Here is a 16,878-nt window from a genome sequence, read left to right as displayed (position 1 = left end):
CCACAGAACTCAGTGGCTCACCCAGCGCTGCCGCGCCCAGGCGCTGAGGCTGTCGACGCACAGCACCAGCAGCAGCATGGCGATGATCACTGTGGCCGCCTGGGCCTGCTGGAACAGGCTGAGGCTGAAATACAGCATCTGCCCCAGGCCGCCTGCACCGACGAAGCCGAGCACGCTGGCCATGCGGATGTTGTTCTCCCAGCGATAGAGCATGTACGCCACCAACTGCGGCCAGACCGCCGGAAGAGTGCCGTAGGCGAAGGCGGCGACGCGTCCGCCGCCGGCCAGGCGCACGGCTTCCGCCGGGGCGGTCGGGGTATTTTCCAGCGCCTCGGCGAACAGCCGGCCGAGCACGCCGCCGGTGTGCAGCGCCAGCGCGAGCGTGCCGGCGTTCGGGCCGAGCCCGGCGGCCAGCACCATCAGCGCGCCCCAGACCAGCTCCGGCACCGCGCGCAGGGCATTCAGGAACAGCCGCGACAGGCTCTGGGCGATACGCCCGAAACGCCCGGCCGCCGGCAGCGCGAGCAACATGCCCAGCAGTGCCGCGAGCAGGGTGCCGATGGCGGACATCGCCAGGGTTTCCAGGGCGCCGCGACCGACTGCCGTGAGGTGCGTGGCGCTCAGGTCCGGCGCGAGGAAGTCGCGGCCGTAGTCGAGCATCTGGCCGAGGCCGCGCGCGTCGAACAGCCCGCCGGTGTCCATCTCCAGGTAGGCGAAGGATGCGCCGATGGCGAGCAGGATCAGCAGCAGCCAGCCCAGGCTGCGCAGCAGGCCGGTCATTCGAGCCTCCCGCGCAGGAAGCGGCTGAGCAGGTCGGCGCCCAGCACCAGCACCAGGAACATCAGCAGGATGCTCGCCACCTCGCCGCCGGCGAACATGCGCAGCGACAGGTCGATCTGCTGGCCGAGACCGCCGGCGCCGACGAAGCCCATCACCACCGAGGCGCGGATCGCGCATTCCCAGCGGTAGACGGTGTAGGAGATGAGTTCCGGCGCGGCCGAGGGCAGTACGCCATAGGCGAAGGCCTGCAGCCGCGAACCGCCGCCCAGCAACAGGGCGCGGGTCGGGCGCGGGTCCACCGATTCGAAGATTTCCGCGTAGACCTTGCCGAGCATGCCGCCATAGGTGATGGCGATGGCCAGCACGCCAGCGGTGGGGCCCAGACCCACGGCGCGGACGAACAGCAGCGCCCAGACGATTTCCGGCACGCTGCGCAGCACGATGAGCAACCCGCGCACTGGCCAGCGCAGCGCCCGCGCCCACCAGGCCGGCAGGCCACCGCGGGGCAGGGCGGAGATCGACAGCGCGCGGGTCGCCAGCAGTGCGGCAGGGAAGGCGATCAGCCAGGCCAGCGCCATGCCGGCAGTGGCGATGGCCAGGGTTTCCAGGGTGGCGCGGCCGAGCAGGGCGAGGAATTCCTCGTCATGGGCCGGCGGCCAGAAGCCGCCGAGGAAGTTGGCCATGGTCCGCGCGTTGTCGCCGCTGAACAGGCCGGCGATATCCAGCTCGGACAGGCGCAGGCCCGGCCACAGCAACGCCAGGGCAAGCAGGGTGAGCAGCAGGCGCGGCAACGCTGCCGGGTCGCGCGGCGGGCTCCTGGAAAGTGCGGGGTTCAGCATCGCGGAATCTGCACCACCAGCGGTTTGCCCACCGGCGAGGAAGTTTCCTGCTGGCCGAGTTGCTCGTTGGCGTAGAGGGCGCGCAGGTCCTCGGGAGTGACGTTCTCCGCCGCCTTGTCGAAGGCGATGCGTCCGTCGCGTACGCCGACGATACGCGGGAAGTGCTCCAGCGCCAGGTCCACCGCATGCAGGCTGGCCAGCAGCGTCACGCCACGGTTCTGCGCTTCACGGGTGAGTACGCCGAGGGTATGGCCGGCGAGCACCGGGTCCATGGCCGAGACGGGTTCATCGGCCAGCAGCACTTCGGCCTGCTGGTACAGCGCACGGGCGATGCCGACCCGTTGCAACTGTCCGCCCGAGAGCTGGTCGCAGCGTTCGAAGAGCTTGTCGCCCAGGTCCAGGCGCTGCAGTTCGCTGCGGGCGCCGGCGCTGTCGACGGGGTAGAGCAGGCTGGCCAGGCTTTTCCACAGCGGCCACTGGCCGAGGCGGCCGGCGAGCACGGCGGTGACCACCCGCTGGCGCGGTGGCAGCGGCGGAGCCTGGTGCACCAGGGCAATGCGCGAGCGCAGGCGCTGGCGCGCAGGACCACTCAGCGCCCAGGGCTGGGTGCCGAGCAGGTCGAAACTGCCGGCAGCGGGCTTCAGTGCAGTGGCGAGGATGCGCAGCAGGGTGGTCTTGCCCGCACCCGACGGGCCGATGATCGCCACCCGTTCACCGGCAGCGACGCTGAGGTCGATACCGGCGAGCGAGCGCTGGCCGTTGGCGTGGATGTGCTCCACGCCGGTCAGTTTCAGGGTCACTTCAGCAGGCCGGCGGCGCGCGCCGATTCCTCGATGCCCTTGTAGTTTTCCGGCTTGGTGTCGATGAAACGGCTGGCCGCCTGCAGGTCGAGGATTTCCTTGTCGCGCGGTTTGCTCGGGTCGAGGGCGAGGAAAGCCTTCTTGATCTTCTCCGCCAGCGCGGGGTCGAGGTTGCCGCGCACGGTCCAGTTGTAGTCGTAGTAGGTCGGGGTAGTGGCGAAGACCTTCACCTTGCTGGTGTCGACCTTGCCGCTGTCCACCAGCTTCTGCCAGACCGAGGCGTTGAGCACGCCGGCGTCGACCTTGCCGGCCTGGACCCAGGCCACGGTGGCGTCGTGAGCGCCGGAGTAGGCGACGCGGGAGAAGAACTGCTCGGGCACCACGCCGTCCTTCTGCATGAAGTAGCGCGGCATCAGGCTGCCGGAGGTGGACGACACGGAACCGAAGGCGAAGGTCTTGCCCTTGAGGTCCTGGATCGATTTCACGTTCGGGTCGGCAGTGATGAATTTGCTGGTGAACTGCTGGTCCTGCTCGCGCTGTACCAGCGGGATAGCGTTGCCGGTCTTCAGGCGCGCCTGGACGAAGGTGAAGCCGCCCAGCCAGGCCATGTCGAGGCGATCCGAAGCCAGGGCTTCGACCACGCCGGCATAGTCGGACACCGGGATGAACTTCACCGGCATGCCCAGTTGCTCTTCCAGATAGGCACCCAGCGGCTTGAACTTGCGCAGCAGTTCGGTGGGGGCTTCATCGGGAATGGCCGAGACTTTCAGTTCTTTCGGGGTGTCGGCGTGGGCGAAAACGGCGGACAGGGACAGGGCAAAACCGGCGGCGAGCGCCAGGGAGCGTTTCAGCATGGGGAGAGTTCTCCGGTTCAATGGCGGAAAAAACTCCGGGAGTATAGTGGCGGCGAGCCTGTTTGGCAGCTGGCACGTCGTCCGCCGGGTCAACTTCGCGCCTGTTAGAATGCCGCCTCCCCGTGCCCGTCCTGCTGTCGAACTGGAGATCACCCCATGTCGTCCCCTTTGCCATCCCTCGCTTTTGCCGGTCTCGGCCTGATGGGGGTACCCATGACGCGCCGCCTGCTCGCCGCGGGCTACCCGCTGGCCGTGTGGAACCGCTCCGCCGGCAAGCGCGAGCTGCTGGCCGCCGAAGGCGCCACGGCCGTTGAAACGCCCGCGCAGCTTTGCGCCGACGCCGAAGTGGTGATGCTCTGCCTGGCCGATACCGCCGCCGTGCGCGAAGTGGTGTTCGGCGCTGGTGGCATCGTGGAAGGCGCCCGCGCCGGCCAGGTGCTGGTGGACTTCTCCAGTCTCGAACCGGCCGCCACCCGCGAGATGGCCGCCGAGCTTGCAGCACGCACCGGCATGCGCTGGGTCGATGCGCCGGTTTCCGGCGGCACGCCGGGTGCCGAGGCCGGCACCCTGGCGATCATGGCCGGCGGCCGTGTCGAGGATATCGAGCGCGTACGGCCGATCCTCGCCCACCTCGGCCAGCGCCTGACGCGCATGGGCGATGTCGGCGCAGGCCAGGTGACCAAGGTGTGCAACCAGATGATCGTCGCCTGCAACGCCTTGGTGATCGCCGAAGTGGTGGCGCTGGCGGAGCAGTCCGGCGTCGATGCCAGGCTGATCGCCCCGGCCCTGGCCGGCGGTTTCGCCGATTCCAAGCCCTTGCAGATTCTTGCCCCGCAGATGGCCGAGAGCCGCTTCGAGCCGGTGAAGTGGCACGTGCGCACACTGCTCAAGGACCTGGATACCGCCGTCAGGCTGTCCCGCGAGGAAGGCTCGGCCACGCCCATGAGCGGCCTTGCCGCGCAGCTGATGCGCCTGCATGGCAGCCAGGGCAATCTCGAACGCGACCCGGCTACCCTGGTCGAGCAATACCGTCAGTCAAAGGAATTCCCCGCATGAAACTCTGCGCCAACCTGTCCCTGCTGTTCACCGAAGTCCCGCTGCTGCAGCGTATCGACGCCGCCGCCAAGGCCGGTTTCGAGGGCGTGGAGATCCAGTTTCCCTACGACGTCCCCGCGCAGGACCTGAAAGCCGCACTGGACGAAGCCGGCCTGCCGCTGGTGCTGATCAACCTGCCGGCCGGTGACCTGATGCAGGGCGGTCCCGGCATCGCCGCCGTACCGGAGCGTGCGGCGGAGTTCGAAGCGGCGCTGGCCAAGGCGCTGGACTATGCGCGCATCGTCAAGCCGCAGCACATCAACGTGCTGGCCGGCCGGCTGGTCGAGGGGCAGGAGCGCGAGGTCGCGCTGCAGACCCTCGCCGAGCGCCTGCGCGCCACCTGCGATGCCTTCGCCGGCAGCGGCACCGACGTGCTGATGGAAGCCATCAACTGCCACGACATGAAGGACTTCCTGCTCAACACCCCCGAGCACCTGCAGGACATGCTCGAGCGCGTGGCGCGGGAGAACCTGCGCGCGCAGCTGGACCTCTACCACATGGCGCGCATGGGCCTGGAACTGGTGGATTGCATCTACGCGCTGATGGGCCAGATCGGCCACGTGCAGTTCGCCGACTACCCCGAGCGCGGTGAGCCGGGCTCGGGCGAGATGGAGTTCGCAGTACCGCTGCAGGTGCTCGACGATGTCGGCTACGAAGGCTGGCTGGGCGCCGAGTACCGCCCCACCGGCACCACTGCCGACTCCCTGCGCTGGCTGCCGCGCTGGCGCGCCGGCAAGTTCGACTTCTGAGCCTGGATCACGGGCCTCAGGCCTGGCTGCGCAGCAGCGCCGAGTCGCTGTCCTCGCGGTAGGCGTCGAGGAACTCCACCAGCGCGGAGAGGGGCAGGGGCCGGCTGAACAGGTAGCCCTGGGCGAGCTCGCAATGGTTGTCGCGCAGGAACGCCAGTTGCTGCGCGTGCTCCACGCCCTCGGCGATCACCTTAAGGTGCAGCTTCTGCGCCATGGCGATGATGGCCTGGGCGATCTCGCTGTCACGCCGTGATTGCGGCACGTCGCGGATGAAGGAACGGTCCACCTTCAGCGCATCCAGCGGCAGCTGGCGCAGGTAGGACAGGGACGAATAGCCGGTGCCGAAGTCGTCGATGGACAGGCTCACGCCCAGGTCGCGCAGGCGATTGAGCAGCGGGATGGCCTGGCTGATGTTGGACATCACGGCGTTCTCGGTGACTTCCATCTCCAGGTAGCGGGCGGCGAGGCCGGTGTCGGCGAGAGTCTGCTGGACCTCATCGACCAGCCCTTCGCGGCCCAGGTTGCTGGCGCAGCAGTTCACCGCCACCCGCAGGTCCTTGTAGCCGAGGTCGTGCAGGCGGCGCAGGTCCTCGCAGGCGCGGCGCAGCACCCAGGCATCCAGCGCGCCGATCAGCCCGTTGGCGGTCGCCAGCCCGATGAAGCGATCCGGTGCCAGCAGGCCGTGGGTCGGGTGCTTCCAGCGCACCAGGGCTTCGAGCTGCTCCACTTCGCCGTGGTCGATGCGCAGGATGGGTTGGTAGTAGAGCACCAGTTCGTCGTCCCACAGTGCCTTGCGCAACTCCTCTTCCAGCTGCAGTTCCTGGGTCGCCTTGGTTTTCAGGTGCGGACTGAAGAAATGCGTGGCATTGCGGCCGTTGCCCTTGGACTGGTACAGGGCGAGGTCGGCGTGCTTGAGCAGTTCCTCGGGCTGCTCGCTGTCGTTGGGGAACAGGCTGATGCCGACGCTCATGGTCATCACCAGGCTGCGCCCGGCGATGCTGATCGGCTCCTTCATGCGTTGCATCAGGCGCTGGGCGAGGATGCGCGCTTCGTGATCCTCGCCAAGGTCCGCGAGGATGCAGAACTCGTCGCCACCAAAGCGCGCCAGCAGGTCGGTGCTGCGCAGTGCGCTGCGGATGCGCTCGGAGACGATGCACAGCAGTTCGTCGCCAGCGGCATGGCCGAGGGAGTCGTTGACCCGCTTGAAGTGGTCCAGGTCCAGCAGGATGACTGCCATGCCCTGGCCCTTCTGCCGGTTGCGTTGCAGGCGGGCCTCGAACTCGTCGTTGAGCGCGTTGCGGTTATGCAGGCCGGTGAGGCCGTCGAAGCGCGCCAGTTTCTGCAGCGAGGCGTTGGCACTGTCCAGCTGGTTGAGCAGGGCGTTGACCCGGCTCAGCTCGCTCACCTTGCTTTCCAGGCTGTCCTCGATCCAGGCCGCCCAGAGCCCGGCCAGCACCACGGCCAGCGCCAGCAGGCCGACCATCAGGCCGAGCTGGATGGCGTTGTTGCGCCCCAGGTCCGCCACCGGCGCTACCCAGCTGGGCAGGGTCAGGGTCAGTGCGGCCATGCCGGTGAAGTGCATGCTGGAAATGGCGCCGCCCAGCAGCAGGCTGGCGAGGATCTGGTAGATCCACTGGCGGCCTGCCGGCTGGCGATTGAGCACCGGTGCCAGCACCAGGGCGACGAAGGCCACCAGCACGGCCATCAGCACCGAGAGGGTGACCAGCAGCGGATCGTAGTGCTGCATCGGTGGTGACTCGATGGCGGCCATGCCGGTGTAGTGCATGCCGGCGATGCTGGCGCCGATGCAGCAGGCGGCCAGCAGGTACTGCAGCGGGCTCAGCCCGGCGTGGGCGAGCAGGCGCATGGCAACCACGCAGATGGCGATGGCAATGAGCAGCGAAAGCAGGGTCAGGCCGCCGGCGAAATGCAGTGGCACCGAAGCGTGGAAGGCCAGCATGGAGACGAAGTGCATCGACCAGATGCCGCTGCCCAGGCAGATGCCGCCGACCCACTGCCAGCGGTGTGCGTGTTGCGGAGCCCGGACCATCCGCGCGGTGATGTTCAGCGCGACGAAGCTGGCGACGCAGGCGATCAGGATGGCCAGCAGGACCAGTCCGGGGTTGTGTGAACACTCCAGCAGCACAGCATCGGGTAAGGCGTCCTGGTGCCAGTCCATGGGCGGGATGCTCCGGATGTCGGGGGAGGAGGCAGATTGATATCACTTTGCTTCAAGTCTAGGAAGCCCGGGTGACGCTGCAAGGAACTCGTTGAATTTTCGGCGCAATGCCGGGAGGCGCGCGACGTACGGTAGTACCAAGTGTCCAGCCGATCTCGGTTCCGACCGCCGACCGGAAGCTTGTAGCCAACTTGACACTTTTTTGACTAACTGCCCGCTAGAGTTGCGCCGCCGGCCGGCAGGGTCGGCCATCCCATTTCCTATCCGACTCTCGATGTAAGGAGTGCGCTCGATGTCCGAGGGCAAGCGCCGCCTCTTCCCCCAGGTCAGTTCCGCGCGGCTGGTCCTGATGTTCTCGCTGGCACTGGTGCTGTTCTACAACTTCGCCACCTGGCGGGCGCTGAACAGCCTGGTGCCCATGGAGGGCCTGTGGGGCGTGGCGTTCTTCGCCTCGTTCGGCTTCTTCCTGTGGGCGGCCTTCACCCTGCTGCTGACCCTGGTGTCGTTCCGCCCGCTGCTCAAGCCGGCATTGACCCTGGTGGCGCTGGTGTCCGCGGCCGCGGCGTACTTCATGAATTCCTACGGTGTCGTGATCGATACCGTGATGGTGCAGAACGTCGTCGAGACCAACCCCGGCGAAGCCGCCGCCTTGTTCAGTGCACGCATGTTCGGCTACCTGCTGGTGCTCGGCGTGCTCCCGGCAGCGATCATCTGGCTGACACCGGTGCGCTACAGCCCGTTCTTCCGTGGCCTGCTGAACAAGGTGCTGGTGATCTTCGGCTGCCTGGTGGTGGTCGCCGTCTGCGTGGGGGCGTTCTATTCCACCTACGCCCCGGTGTTCCGCCAGGAAGAGAAGCTGACCCACTTCATCAACCCGACCAACTACATCTACGCGGTGAGCAAGTTCACCAAGCAGCGCCTGGGCATCAAGGAAAACCTGGTGGTGCAGCCCATCGGCGAGGACGCAGTGATGCCGCGCAAGGTGAGTGCCGATGGCCGCAAGTCGCTGATGATCTTCGTGGTTGGCGAAACCGCCCGCGCGGACCACTTCTCCCTCAACGGCTACGCCCGCGACACCAACCCGGAACTGAAGAAACTCGACATCCTCAACTTCACCAACGTCAGCTCCTGCGGCACTTCCACCGCGGTGTCGGTGCCCTGCATGTTCTCCAGGTTCCCCCGCGAGGACTACAGCGACAAGAAGGGCAAGACCAACCAGGGGCTGCTGGACATCCTCCAGCGCGTCGGCGTGTCGGTGCTCTGGCTGGACAACAACAGCGACTGCAAGGGCACCTGCCTGCGCGTGCCCAATCGCGATATTCCGAAGGACCAGCCGGGCCCGTTCTGCGACGGCAAGAACTGCCTGGACGAAGCCCTGCTGCAGAACCTGCAGGCCTACATCGATGGCCTGAAGGACAACGCCATCATTGTCCTGCACGCCGACGGCAGCCACGGCCCGGAATACTACGAGCGCTATCCCAAGTCGCTGGAGCGCTTCACCCCGGTGTGCCGCACCAACCAGCTGGGCAGTTGCAGCAGCGAGGAACTGGTGAACGTCTACGACAACACCATCCTCTACACCGATTTCTTCCTGTCCAGGGTGGTCGAGTTGCTCAAGCAGAACCAGGAGCGCTTCGACACCTCGATGGTCTATGTCTCGGACCACGGTGAGTCGCTGGGCGAGAATGGCGTCTACCTGCATGCCGCGCCCTATGCTATCGCCCCGAAGGCGCAGACCCACGTGCCCATGGTGATGTGGTTCGGCAGCGGTGCGCTGGGCGGCATGGGCGTGGATCGCGGTTGCCTGGAGAAGAAGGCCGACGGCGCCGAGCTGAGCCACGACAACCTGTTCCACTCGGTGCTCGGTCTTTACGGCGTGCACACCAGCCTGTACCAGCCGGACCTGGATATCTTCCACTCCTGCAGGCGCGACATGACTGCCGCGCAATGACTTGAGGGCCGGCCTGAACGGCGGCCATGAAAAAGGCCCTGCGGCTCTCGCCGCAGGGCCTTTTGTCTTTGCGTGGGCTGTTACTTCTCGCGAACCAGCAGCACCGGGCGGTTGCTGACGCGCAGCAGGCCTTCGGCCACGCTGCCCAGCATCAGCCGGCGCACGCCACGGCGGCCGTGGGTGCCCATGACGATGATGTCGGCCTTGGAAGCTTCGGCCTCGACCTCGATGCGCTCGGCGATCTCTTCGCTGGCGCGTTCCTGGCAGACCCGCTCGAAGCTGGTTTTCACCGGGAACTCGGCGACCTTGTCCTTCGCCTTGGCGAGGATGTCATCGGCAGCCTTCAGCGCGGCTTCGCGCAGCGGCTCCGGGTTGTAATACACGGCGTAGTCGGGCAGATGGCGCAGCGGGCTGTCGACGATGGTGATGACCCGCAGCTCGCCGCCGCTCAGTTGGGCCAGCTTGGCCGCTTCGACCAGGGCACGGTCGGAAACCGGGCTGCCGTCCACCGCTACCAGAATGCGCTCGTACATGATGTGTTCCCTCAATGAGTGGCTTGGTAAGGAAACTCTATCCCCCCATGGGCGAGATTCCCTTGCGCAGCGTCAATGGTAGTCGGTGTGTCCGATCGTGCCGGGAATAGAGCGGCGTAACGGGGTGTTTCGAAGTCGGCCGGTGCACCGGCCAGGCATGAAAAAAGCCGCCACCGGTTGCCCGATGGCGGCTTCTTCATGACGCGATGGCGGGGATCAGCCAGCGACCAGCACGCGGATCGCTTCCAGGCGCAGGGAGGCCTTGTCCAGCAGCGCCAGGCTGTCGTCGCGCTGCTTGCGCAGGGCGTCCAGCTCGCTGTCGCGGACGCTGGGGTTGACGGCCTTGAGCGCGGTTAGACGCGCCAGTTCCTCGTCCAGGGTCGCGGTCAGCTGCTGGCGGGCCGCTTCGACGCGCTCGGCATGGCGCGGGGTGATCTTGGTCTCGGCCTGGGCGAACTGCTTGGCCAGTACATCACGCTGCGCCTGCACGAACTTGTTGGCGCTGGCGCGCGGCACGCTTTCCAGCTGGTCGTTCAGGGTCTCGAAGGAGACACGCGAGGACAGGTCGTTGCCGTTGGCGTCCATCAGGCAGCGCAGCGCCACCGGCGGCAGGAAGCGGCCCAGCTGCAGCTTGCGCGGCGCCACGGCTTCGCTGACGAACAGGAGCTCCAGCAGCACGGTGCCGGGCTTGAGCGCCTTGTTCTTGATCAGCGCCACCGAGGTGTTGCCCAGCGAGCCGGACAGCACCAGGTCCATGCCGCCCTGCACCATGGGGTGTTCCCAGGTGAGGAACTGCATGTCTTCGCGGGCCAGGGCCTGGGCGCGGTCGTAGGTGACGGTCACGCCTTCGTCGTCGCCCAGCGGGAAGCTGGCGTCGAGCATCTTCTCGCTCGGGCGCAGGATCAGCGCGTTCTCGGAGTGGTCCTCGCTGTCGATGCCGTAGGTGTCGAACAGGCGCTCCATGTAGATCGGCAGGGCGAACTGGTCGTCCTGCTCCTCGATTTCTTCCACCAGCGCCTCGCCCTCGCCGGCGCCACCGGAGTTCAGCTCCAGCAGGCGGTCGCGGCCGTTGTGCATCTCGGCTTCCAGCGCTTCGCGGGCGGCGGTGCCTTCGGCCAGCAGGGCCTCGAAGGCGTCGTCGTCGCCGCCGTCCAGCAGTTCCACCAGGCGCGGGCCGAAGCGATGCTGCAGGGCGTTGCCGGTGGGGCAGGTGTTGAGGAAGGCGTTGAGCGCCTGGTGGTACCACTGGAACAGGCGTTCCTGCGGGCTGTTCTCCAGGTGCGGCACGTGGATCTGGATGGTGTGCTTCTGGCCGATCCGGTCGAGGCGGCCGATGCGCTGCTCCAGCTGGTCCGGGTGGGCCGGCAGGTCGAACAGCACCAGGTGATGGGCGAACTGGAAGTTGCGGCCTTCGCTGCCGATTTCCGAACAGATCAGCACCTGCGCGCCGAATTCTTCATCGGCGAAGTAGGCGGCGGAGCGGTCGCGCTCGAGGATGCTCATGCCCTCGTGGAACGCGCTGGCCGGGATGCCGGACTTCACGCGCAGCGCGTCGCCCAGGTCCAGGGCGGTCTCGGCGTGGGCGCAGATCACCAGCACCTTGTACTGCTTGAGCATCTTCAGGGTGTCGATCAGCCAGTCGACGCGCGGGTCGAAGCGCCACCAGCGGGCGTTCTCGTCGCCGTCCTCGGCCTGTGCCTGGAAGCTGACTTCCGGGTAGAGGTCCGGGTGCTCGCCCAGCGGCAGTTCCATGTACTCGATCGGGTTGGTCAGCACATAGGGATGCAGCTGGCGCTCCGGGAAGCCCTGCACGGCGGCGCGGGTGTTGCGGAACAGCACGCGGCCGGTGCCGTGGCGGTCGAGCAGTTCGCGTACCAGGCGGGCGCGGGCATCTTCATTGCCGGCCTCGACGCTGGCCAGCAGCTCGTCGCCCGCGCTGCCGAGGAAGCCATGGATGGCCTGGCGAGCGGCGGGGGAGAGGCTGCCCTGGTCCACCAGTTCCTGCACCGCTTCGGCGACCGGGCGGTACTGGGTGCTTTCGGTGCGGAAGGCTTCCAGATCGTGGAAGCGGTCCGGGTCGAGCAGGCGCAGACGGGCGAAGTGGCTGTCCAGGCCGAGCTGTTCCGGGGTCGCGGTGAGCAGCAGCACGCCGGGAATGACCTGGGAGAGTTGCTCGACCAGCTGGTATTCGGCGCTGGCCTGTTCCGGGTGCCACACGAGGTGGTGGGCTTCGTCGACCACCAGCAGGTCCCACTCGGCGGCGAACAGCGCGTCCTGGGCCTTCTCGTCCTCGCGCAGCCACTCCAGTGCCACCAGGGCCAGCTGGGTGTCTTCGAAGGGGTTGCTGGCATCGCTCTCGACGAAACGCTCGCGGTCGAACAGGGCGACTTCCAGGTTGAAGCGCCGGCGCATTTCCACCAGCCACTGGTGCTGCAGGTTTTCCGGCACCAGGATCAGTACGCGACTGGCGCGGCCGGAGAGCAGTTGGCGATGGATCACCAGGCCCGCTTCGATGGTCTTGCCCAGGCCCACTTCGTCGGCCAGCAGGACGCGCGGCGCCATGCGGTCGGCGACTTCGCGGGCGATGTGCAACTGGTGCGCGATGGGTTGCGCGCGGGCGCCGCCCAGGCCCCAGAGCGAGGACTGCAGCAGGCGGGTGCGGTGTTCCAGGGTGTGGTAGCGCAGGCCGAACCAGGACATCGGGTCGATCTGCCCGGCGAACAGGCGGTCGCTGGCCAGGCGGAACTGGATGAAGTTCGACAGCTGGGTTTCCGGGACGGTGTGCTGCTCGTTCTGCGCGGTGATGCCGTGGTAGATCAGCAGGCCGTCGATCTCGTCCACTTCGCGGACGGTCATCTTCCAGCCTTCGAAATGGGTGATCTGATCGCCCGGGGCGAAGCGCACACGGGTCAGCGGCGCATTGCGCTCGGCGTACTGGCGGGTATCACCGGTGGCGGGATAGAGCACCGTGAGCATGCGGCCGTCCAGCGCCAGGATGGTCCCCAGGCCGAGTTCCGCTTCACTGTCGCTGATCCAGCGTTGACCGGGTTGATACTGCGCCATGGACACCTCCCAAAAAAAGCCGGCTATGGTACCGGAACGCGCAGCGTTCAGCGATGGCCGTCGGCACCTCCGGTCGCCCGAATCATCGGCAAGAGCAGTTGGAGGCACGCACTCATCGCGAATCGTGGAAAGTGTAGCGAGGCGCACTCAAGTCTGTAGTGCTCCGGCCGATAGCCTGACCAGAGGACTTGTCAGCGCACTTCTCCACAGGGCTTGCCCCCAGGAACACTCGATGCTGCCGCCCATTCCCCATAGTCTGGCACCCGTCACTGCCCAGCAGGACGTGCCCAAGCCGCGACCGGATGTCGCCCCGGTGACTCCGCCTGCCCCCAGCGCGGGCAATGCCGGCGTGGAACTGGAGCGTCGCCCTGACGAACAGGCGCTGCGCGAGGAATACCAGCGCCGGCGCAAGCGTCGCCAGCTCGCCGATGGCACGCCCGAGGGCGAGGCGCTGGAGGAACTGGAGGAAGTCGAGGAACTGGGCGAAGACGTACAGGCCGCCCAGCGCAAGGGACTGTGGATCGATGTCGAGGTCTGACCCGGCGGCGGAGTAGACTGGCCCATCGCTGAGTACCCGAGCTTTCCATGCTGTTCGACGACGCCCCGATCCTTCTCCCCGATGCCGAACTGCGCCTGGTCCCCGACTGGTGCCCGCCGTCGCGCGCGGCCCAGTGGCTGGAGCAATTGCTCGAACAGACGCCCTGGGAACAGACCGTCGTGCACCTGCACGGGCGCGATTACCCGGTGCCGCGCCTGGTCAACTGGTACGGCGATCCCGAGGCTTTCTATACCTATTCCGGCCAGACCCACGCGCCGCTGCCCTGGACGCCGCTGCTGGCGGAAATCCGCTCGGCGGTGGAACAGGCCGCCGGCCAGCGTTTCAACGGCGTGCTGCTCAACTACTACCGCGACGGCCAGGACTCCATGGGCTGGCACAGCGACGACGAGCCGGAACTGGGGCGCAACCCGGTGGTGGCCTCGCTGAACCTTGGCGGTACGCGGCGCTTCGATCTGCGGCGCAAGGGGCGAAACACAATCGAACACTCCATCGAGTTGTCCGGCGGATCGCTGCTGGTCATGTCCGGCGCGACACAGCATTATTGGCAACATCAGGTTGCCAAGACGCGCCGTCCGGTTGCTCCGCGCCTGAATCTGACTTTCCGCCTGGTGCATGCCCTGCCATGAGCAACGACGACAAGCTGATCGACTTCACCGCCGAGCGCGACAAGCGCATCCACGACGTGCACGAAAAGCGTCTGCAGGACGTGCGCAAGGCCTTCGAGCAGGCGCTGCCGCTGGGCAAGCCGCGCAAGAAGGGCAAGAGCAAGCCGAAGAAACGCTGATTTATCCCCTCCCAGGGCCGCAAGGCCCCGCTCTGCGCGGCTTCCCGCCGCACCCGACACCCTCCGGAACTTGACCTGCGTCAGTGCTCCGGCCCTCCCCGCAAAGCGCCCTGTCGACCATTGATCCAGGTCAATTGGTCCCGCCCGGCCGCCGGTAATCTGCACACATCCCCAGACGATGTAGGCAACAGGAGGCCAGCATCATGTTCATCGACGAAGTGGTTCTCGCAGGCGTCCTTACCGTTGGCCTCATGGTTCTGTTCTTCGGTGGGGTCGGAATTTTCATCTGGAAGGACAGCCACAAGAAGGGCTGATCCTTACGGATACACAGAGCACGCAAGGCACTTCGGGCGACTTAGGTCGCCCGTTTTTTTTGCCTCGACGAAAGTCGGGATGACATATTGTTAGCTTGCTAATAATATTATCGACAACGATCCTGTCATCCCCGTTGCCGACTATCTTTAAGCGATAGATCCGGACCCTTTCGAGAGACCGCGTGCGACCTACGCTACAGGCATTCCTCGCGCCGGATACGCTGGCGCTGAAATTCGCGATCAAGACCCTCCTGGCCGGCGGCCTGGCGCTCTGGTGCGCCTTCCGTTTCGACCTGGAGCAGCCGCAGTGGGCGCTGATGACGGTGTTCATCGTGTCCCAGCCGTTGTCGGGGATGGTCGTGGCCAAGGGCATCTTCCGCCTGATCGGGACCCTGATCGGCACGGTCATGTCGGTGGTGATGCTCGCGCTGTTCGCCCAGACGCCCTGGCTGTTCCTGCTGGCCATTTCGCTCTGGCTCGGCCTCTGTACCGCCGCCTCCACCTCCCTGCGCAACCACGTGTCCTACGCCTTCGTACTATCGGGCTACACCGTGGCGATCATCGGCCTGCCTGCAATCAGCCACCCGCTGGACGTCTTCGACCAGGCCGTGGCGCGCAGTACGGAAATCTGCCTGGGGATTCTCTGCGCCTCGGCGGTCAGTGCCATCCTCTGGCCGCGACGCGTCGAGGCCAACCTGGACAAGCAGGCCTACGCTACCTGGCTCACCGGCATGCAGGCCGCGCGCAGCGAGATCGATGCCGACGCGCGGCAGATCAAGGGCCTGTTGCAGGCGCTGGGCAAGATCGTCGAAGTCGATGTGCAGCGTGACCACGCCTGGTTCGAGGGTTACCGCGGGCGGATGCGTTCGCGTGCGCTGCGGATTCTTTCCCGCGACCTGCTCAGCCTGCTGCGCACTGCGCGTGGAGTGGCCCGCCAGCGCAGCGTGCTGGATGCCGAGGACCGCGCGCGCCTGCAACCCTGGTTCGAGGAACTGCGCGCCACCCTGGAGGACCCGCAGGTCGACGCCATGCGCTCGCTGCAGGAACGGTTGCAGGAGGCCGGCCTGGACGAAAGCTACTCCAACGACCTGCGCTACTGCCTGACCCGCTGCGCGCTGCTGCTGCTCAAGGCGCTGAATTCGGAGAAGACGATGCGCGCGGTGGCGGACGGGCGGGTGGACGATGTCGCCACCGGCACCCTGTCCTGGCACCGCGACTGGCTCATGGCGTTGTTCTATGGCCTGCGCAGCGCGCTGGCGCTGTTGGGCATGTCGGCCTTCTGGATGGCCACCGCCTGGCCGGCGGCTACCGGCGGCATGCTGCTGGCGGCGGTGATCTGCAGCCTGTTCGCCAACCGCGACAACGCCGTCACCATCGGCCTGGGCTTCCTGCGCGGCATCCTCTACGCGATTCCGGCGGCCGCCATCGTCAGCCAATGGCTGCTGCCACAGTGGAACGGCTTCCCGCTGCTCTGCCTGGCGCTGGGCGTGCCGCTGTTCTTTGCGCTGCTGGGCATGGCCACGCCGGCGCTGGCGGGTACGGCGACGTCCTTCTCGATCCATTTCATCACCCTGGTGGCGCCGAGCAACGTGATGAAGTACGACCTGGCCAACCTGCTCAATTCGGCGCAGGGCATCGTCATCGGCGTGGGTTTCGCCGTGCTGGTGTTCCGTCTGCTCACCCTGCCGGCGGACTGGCTCAACCGGCGGCTGATCCAGGCTACCTGCGAAGACCTCGGGCGCCTGACCCGGCGGCCGCTGGCCGAAGCCGAGAGCTGGTTCGGCGGGCGCATGGCGGACCGCCTGATCCGCCTGGCGCGGCACTACACCCTGTTGCCGAAGGAGGAGCAGCGGCGCTGGCAGGATGGTCTGCTGGCGCTCGATCTGGGCAATGAACTGATCCACCTGCGCTCCTGCCTCAGCGGCGCCCAGGGGCAGTTGCGCAAACGCCGTGACCAGTTCCTCGGCGCGCTGGGCAGCGTACTCGAGAAAGGGCCCGGAGACGGGCGTGAGCAGCGCCTGGAGAGCCTCTGCCCGCCGCTGGAGGAAGCCCTTGCGCATGACCTGCAGGGCGACAACGAACCCAACCGCCTGGCCCGTGCCGCGCTGGCGCAATTGCGCCATACCTGGCGCCAGTGGTGCCGTCTGGAGGACGCCGATGGGACTGCATGAGTTCGGCTGGGGCGGGGTGTTCCTCAGCCCGCTGTTCATCTATGCGGTGCTTGCGCTGGGCCTGACGGTCGTATTGCGCCTGCTGCTGCAGGCCACCCCCTTCGGGCGCTGGATCTGGCACGAGGCGCTGTTCGACTGCGCGTTGTTCGTGCTGATTCTCTGCGCCATCACCTGGGCGCTCAGCGCAGCGCCTTGAGAGGAGAAGTT

Annotated in this window: 16 protein-coding genes; 9 read left to right on the top strand and 7 right to left on the bottom strand. The window is 66.8% G+C overall.

The window, feature by feature from the left end; all coding sequences use genetic code 11:
* Window positions 1-9: 9 nt before the first annotated feature.
* Genes phnE through IB255_RS03445 form a run of 4 tightly spaced genes read right to left on the bottom strand, consistent with a single transcriptional unit; the run spans window position 10 to window position 3,273 of the window.
* On the bottom strand, window positions 10-780 hold the full coding sequence (phnE, locus tag IB255_RS03460; protein ID WP_081515888.1) for a phosphonate ABC transporter, permease protein PhnE: 771 nt from the start codon (window positions 778-780) through the stop codon (window positions 10-12).
* Window positions 777-1,619, bottom strand: coding sequence for a PhnE/PtxC family ABC transporter permease (locus IB255_RS03455; RefSeq protein WP_192209805.1), 843 nt, complete (start codon window positions 1,617-1,619; stop codon window positions 777-779). Before IB255_RS03455 ends, phnE begins: the two co-directional genes overlap by 4 nt.
* On the bottom strand, window positions 1,613-2,419 hold the full coding sequence (locus IB255_RS03450) for a phosphonate ABC transporter ATP-binding protein (protein WP_192209804.1): 807 nt from the start codon (window positions 2,417-2,419) through the stop codon (window positions 1,613-1,615). Before IB255_RS03450 ends, IB255_RS03455 begins: the two co-directional genes overlap by 7 nt.
* Entirely contained in the window at window positions 2,416-3,273 is an 858-nt protein-coding gene (locus IB255_RS03445) for a putative selenate ABC transporter substrate-binding protein (protein ID WP_192209803.1), read from the bottom strand. The genes IB255_RS03450 and IB255_RS03445 overlap by 4 nt, the downstream gene beginning before the upstream one ends.
* Before the next feature lie 156 nt (window positions 3,274-3,429).
* Between IB255_RS03445 and IB255_RS03440 the strand changes: the two genes are divergently transcribed.
* Together IB255_RS03440 and IB255_RS03435 are read left to right on the top strand one after the other, a co-directional pair.
* Window positions 3,430-4,329 (top strand): NAD(P)-dependent oxidoreductase, encoded by a 900-nt coding sequence (locus IB255_RS03440; RefSeq protein ID WP_081515881.1) that lies wholly within the window; start codon window positions 3,430-3,432, stop codon window positions 4,327-4,329.
* Window positions 4,326-5,117: a hydroxypyruvate isomerase family protein gene (locus IB255_RS03435; RefSeq protein WP_081515880.1), complete on the top strand. Its 792-nt coding sequence runs from the start codon at window positions 4,326-4,328 to the stop codon at window positions 5,115-5,117. The genes IB255_RS03440 and IB255_RS03435 overlap by 4 nt, the downstream gene beginning before the upstream one ends.
* A 16-nt stretch (window positions 5,118-5,133) precedes the next feature.
* On the opposite strand, the gene IB255_RS03430 is transcribed toward IB255_RS03435, so the two are convergent.
* Entirely contained in the window at window positions 5,134-7,296 is a 2,163-nt protein-coding gene (locus tag IB255_RS03430; protein WP_081515878.1) for a putative bifunctional diguanylate cyclase/phosphodiesterase, read from the bottom strand.
* Between the two features lie 292 nt (window positions 7,297-7,588).
* Between IB255_RS03430 and IB255_RS03425 the strand changes: the two genes are divergently transcribed.
* Window positions 7,589-9,247 (top strand): phosphoethanolamine transferase, encoded by a 1,659-nt coding sequence (locus IB255_RS03425; protein ID WP_081515876.1) that lies wholly within the window; start codon window positions 7,589-7,591, stop codon window positions 9,245-9,247.
* Window positions 9,248-9,327: 80 nt separating this feature from the next.
* Here IB255_RS03425 and IB255_RS03420 read toward each other — a convergent pair whose 3' ends face one another.
* Together IB255_RS03420 and rapA are read right to left on the bottom strand one after the other, a co-directional pair.
* On the bottom strand, window positions 9,328-9,780 hold the full coding sequence (locus IB255_RS03420; protein WP_081515874.1) for a universal stress protein: 453 nt from the start codon (window positions 9,778-9,780) through the stop codon (window positions 9,328-9,330).
* Between the two features lie 216 nt (window positions 9,781-9,996).
* Complete coding sequence (gene rapA / locus IB255_RS03415) at window positions 9,997-12,849, bottom strand: RNA polymerase-associated protein RapA (protein ID WP_177429470.1); 2,853 nt, start codon at window positions 12,847-12,849, stop codon at window positions 9,997-9,999.
* 226 nt (window positions 12,850-13,075) lie between these two features.
* Between rapA and IB255_RS03410 the strand changes: the two genes are divergently transcribed.
* The 6 genes from IB255_RS03410 (at window position 13,076) to IB255_RS03390 (ending at window position 16,867) form a co-directional block, all read left to right on the top strand.
* Window positions 13,076-13,381 carry an aspartate-semialdehyde dehydrogenase gene (locus IB255_RS03410; RefSeq protein WP_081515872.1) on the top strand — a complete coding sequence of 102 codons (306 nt, stop codon included), beginning with the start codon at window positions 13,076-13,078 and terminating at the stop codon, window positions 13,379-13,381.
* 47 nt (window positions 13,382-13,428) lie between these two features.
* The gene (locus IB255_RS03405; protein ID WP_081515870.1) at window positions 13,429-14,028 is read left to right on the top strand and encodes an alpha-ketoglutarate-dependent dioxygenase AlkB family protein; all 600 of its coding nucleotides are present in this window, start codon (window positions 13,429-13,431) and stop codon (window positions 14,026-14,028) included.
* The gene (locus IB255_RS03400; protein WP_088419735.1) at window positions 14,025-14,186 is read left to right on the top strand and encodes a hypothetical protein; all 162 of its coding nucleotides are present in this window, start codon (window positions 14,025-14,027) and stop codon (window positions 14,184-14,186) included. The genes IB255_RS03405 and IB255_RS03400 overlap by 4 nt, the downstream gene beginning before the upstream one ends.
* A 203-nt stretch (window positions 14,187-14,389) precedes the next feature.
* Complete coding sequence (ccoM, locus tag IB255_RS31035) at window positions 14,390-14,500, top strand: cytochrome c oxidase subunit CcoM (RefSeq protein WP_277873429.1); 111 nt, start codon at window positions 14,390-14,392, stop codon at window positions 14,498-14,500.
* 182 nt (window positions 14,501-14,682) lie between these two features.
* Entirely contained in the window at window positions 14,683-16,671 is a 1,989-nt protein-coding gene (locus tag IB255_RS03395) for an FUSC family protein (protein ID WP_081515868.1), read from the top strand.
* A complete protein-coding gene (locus IB255_RS03390) occupies window positions 16,658-16,867 on the top strand; it encodes a DUF1656 domain-containing protein (RefSeq protein ID WP_037010214.1) in 210 nt (69 codons plus the stop codon). The genes IB255_RS03395 and IB255_RS03390 overlap by 14 nt, the downstream gene beginning before the upstream one ends.
* Window positions 16,868-16,878: the final 11 nt, after the last annotated feature.

The organism is Pseudomonas sp. PDM22, from assembly GCF_014851965.1.
GTDB lineage: Bacteria > Pseudomonadota > Gammaproteobacteria > Pseudomonadales > Pseudomonadaceae > Pseudomonas.
The sequence above is the reverse complement of the archived record's forward strand: the minus strand, read 5'-3'. Positions and strand labels throughout refer to the sequence as shown.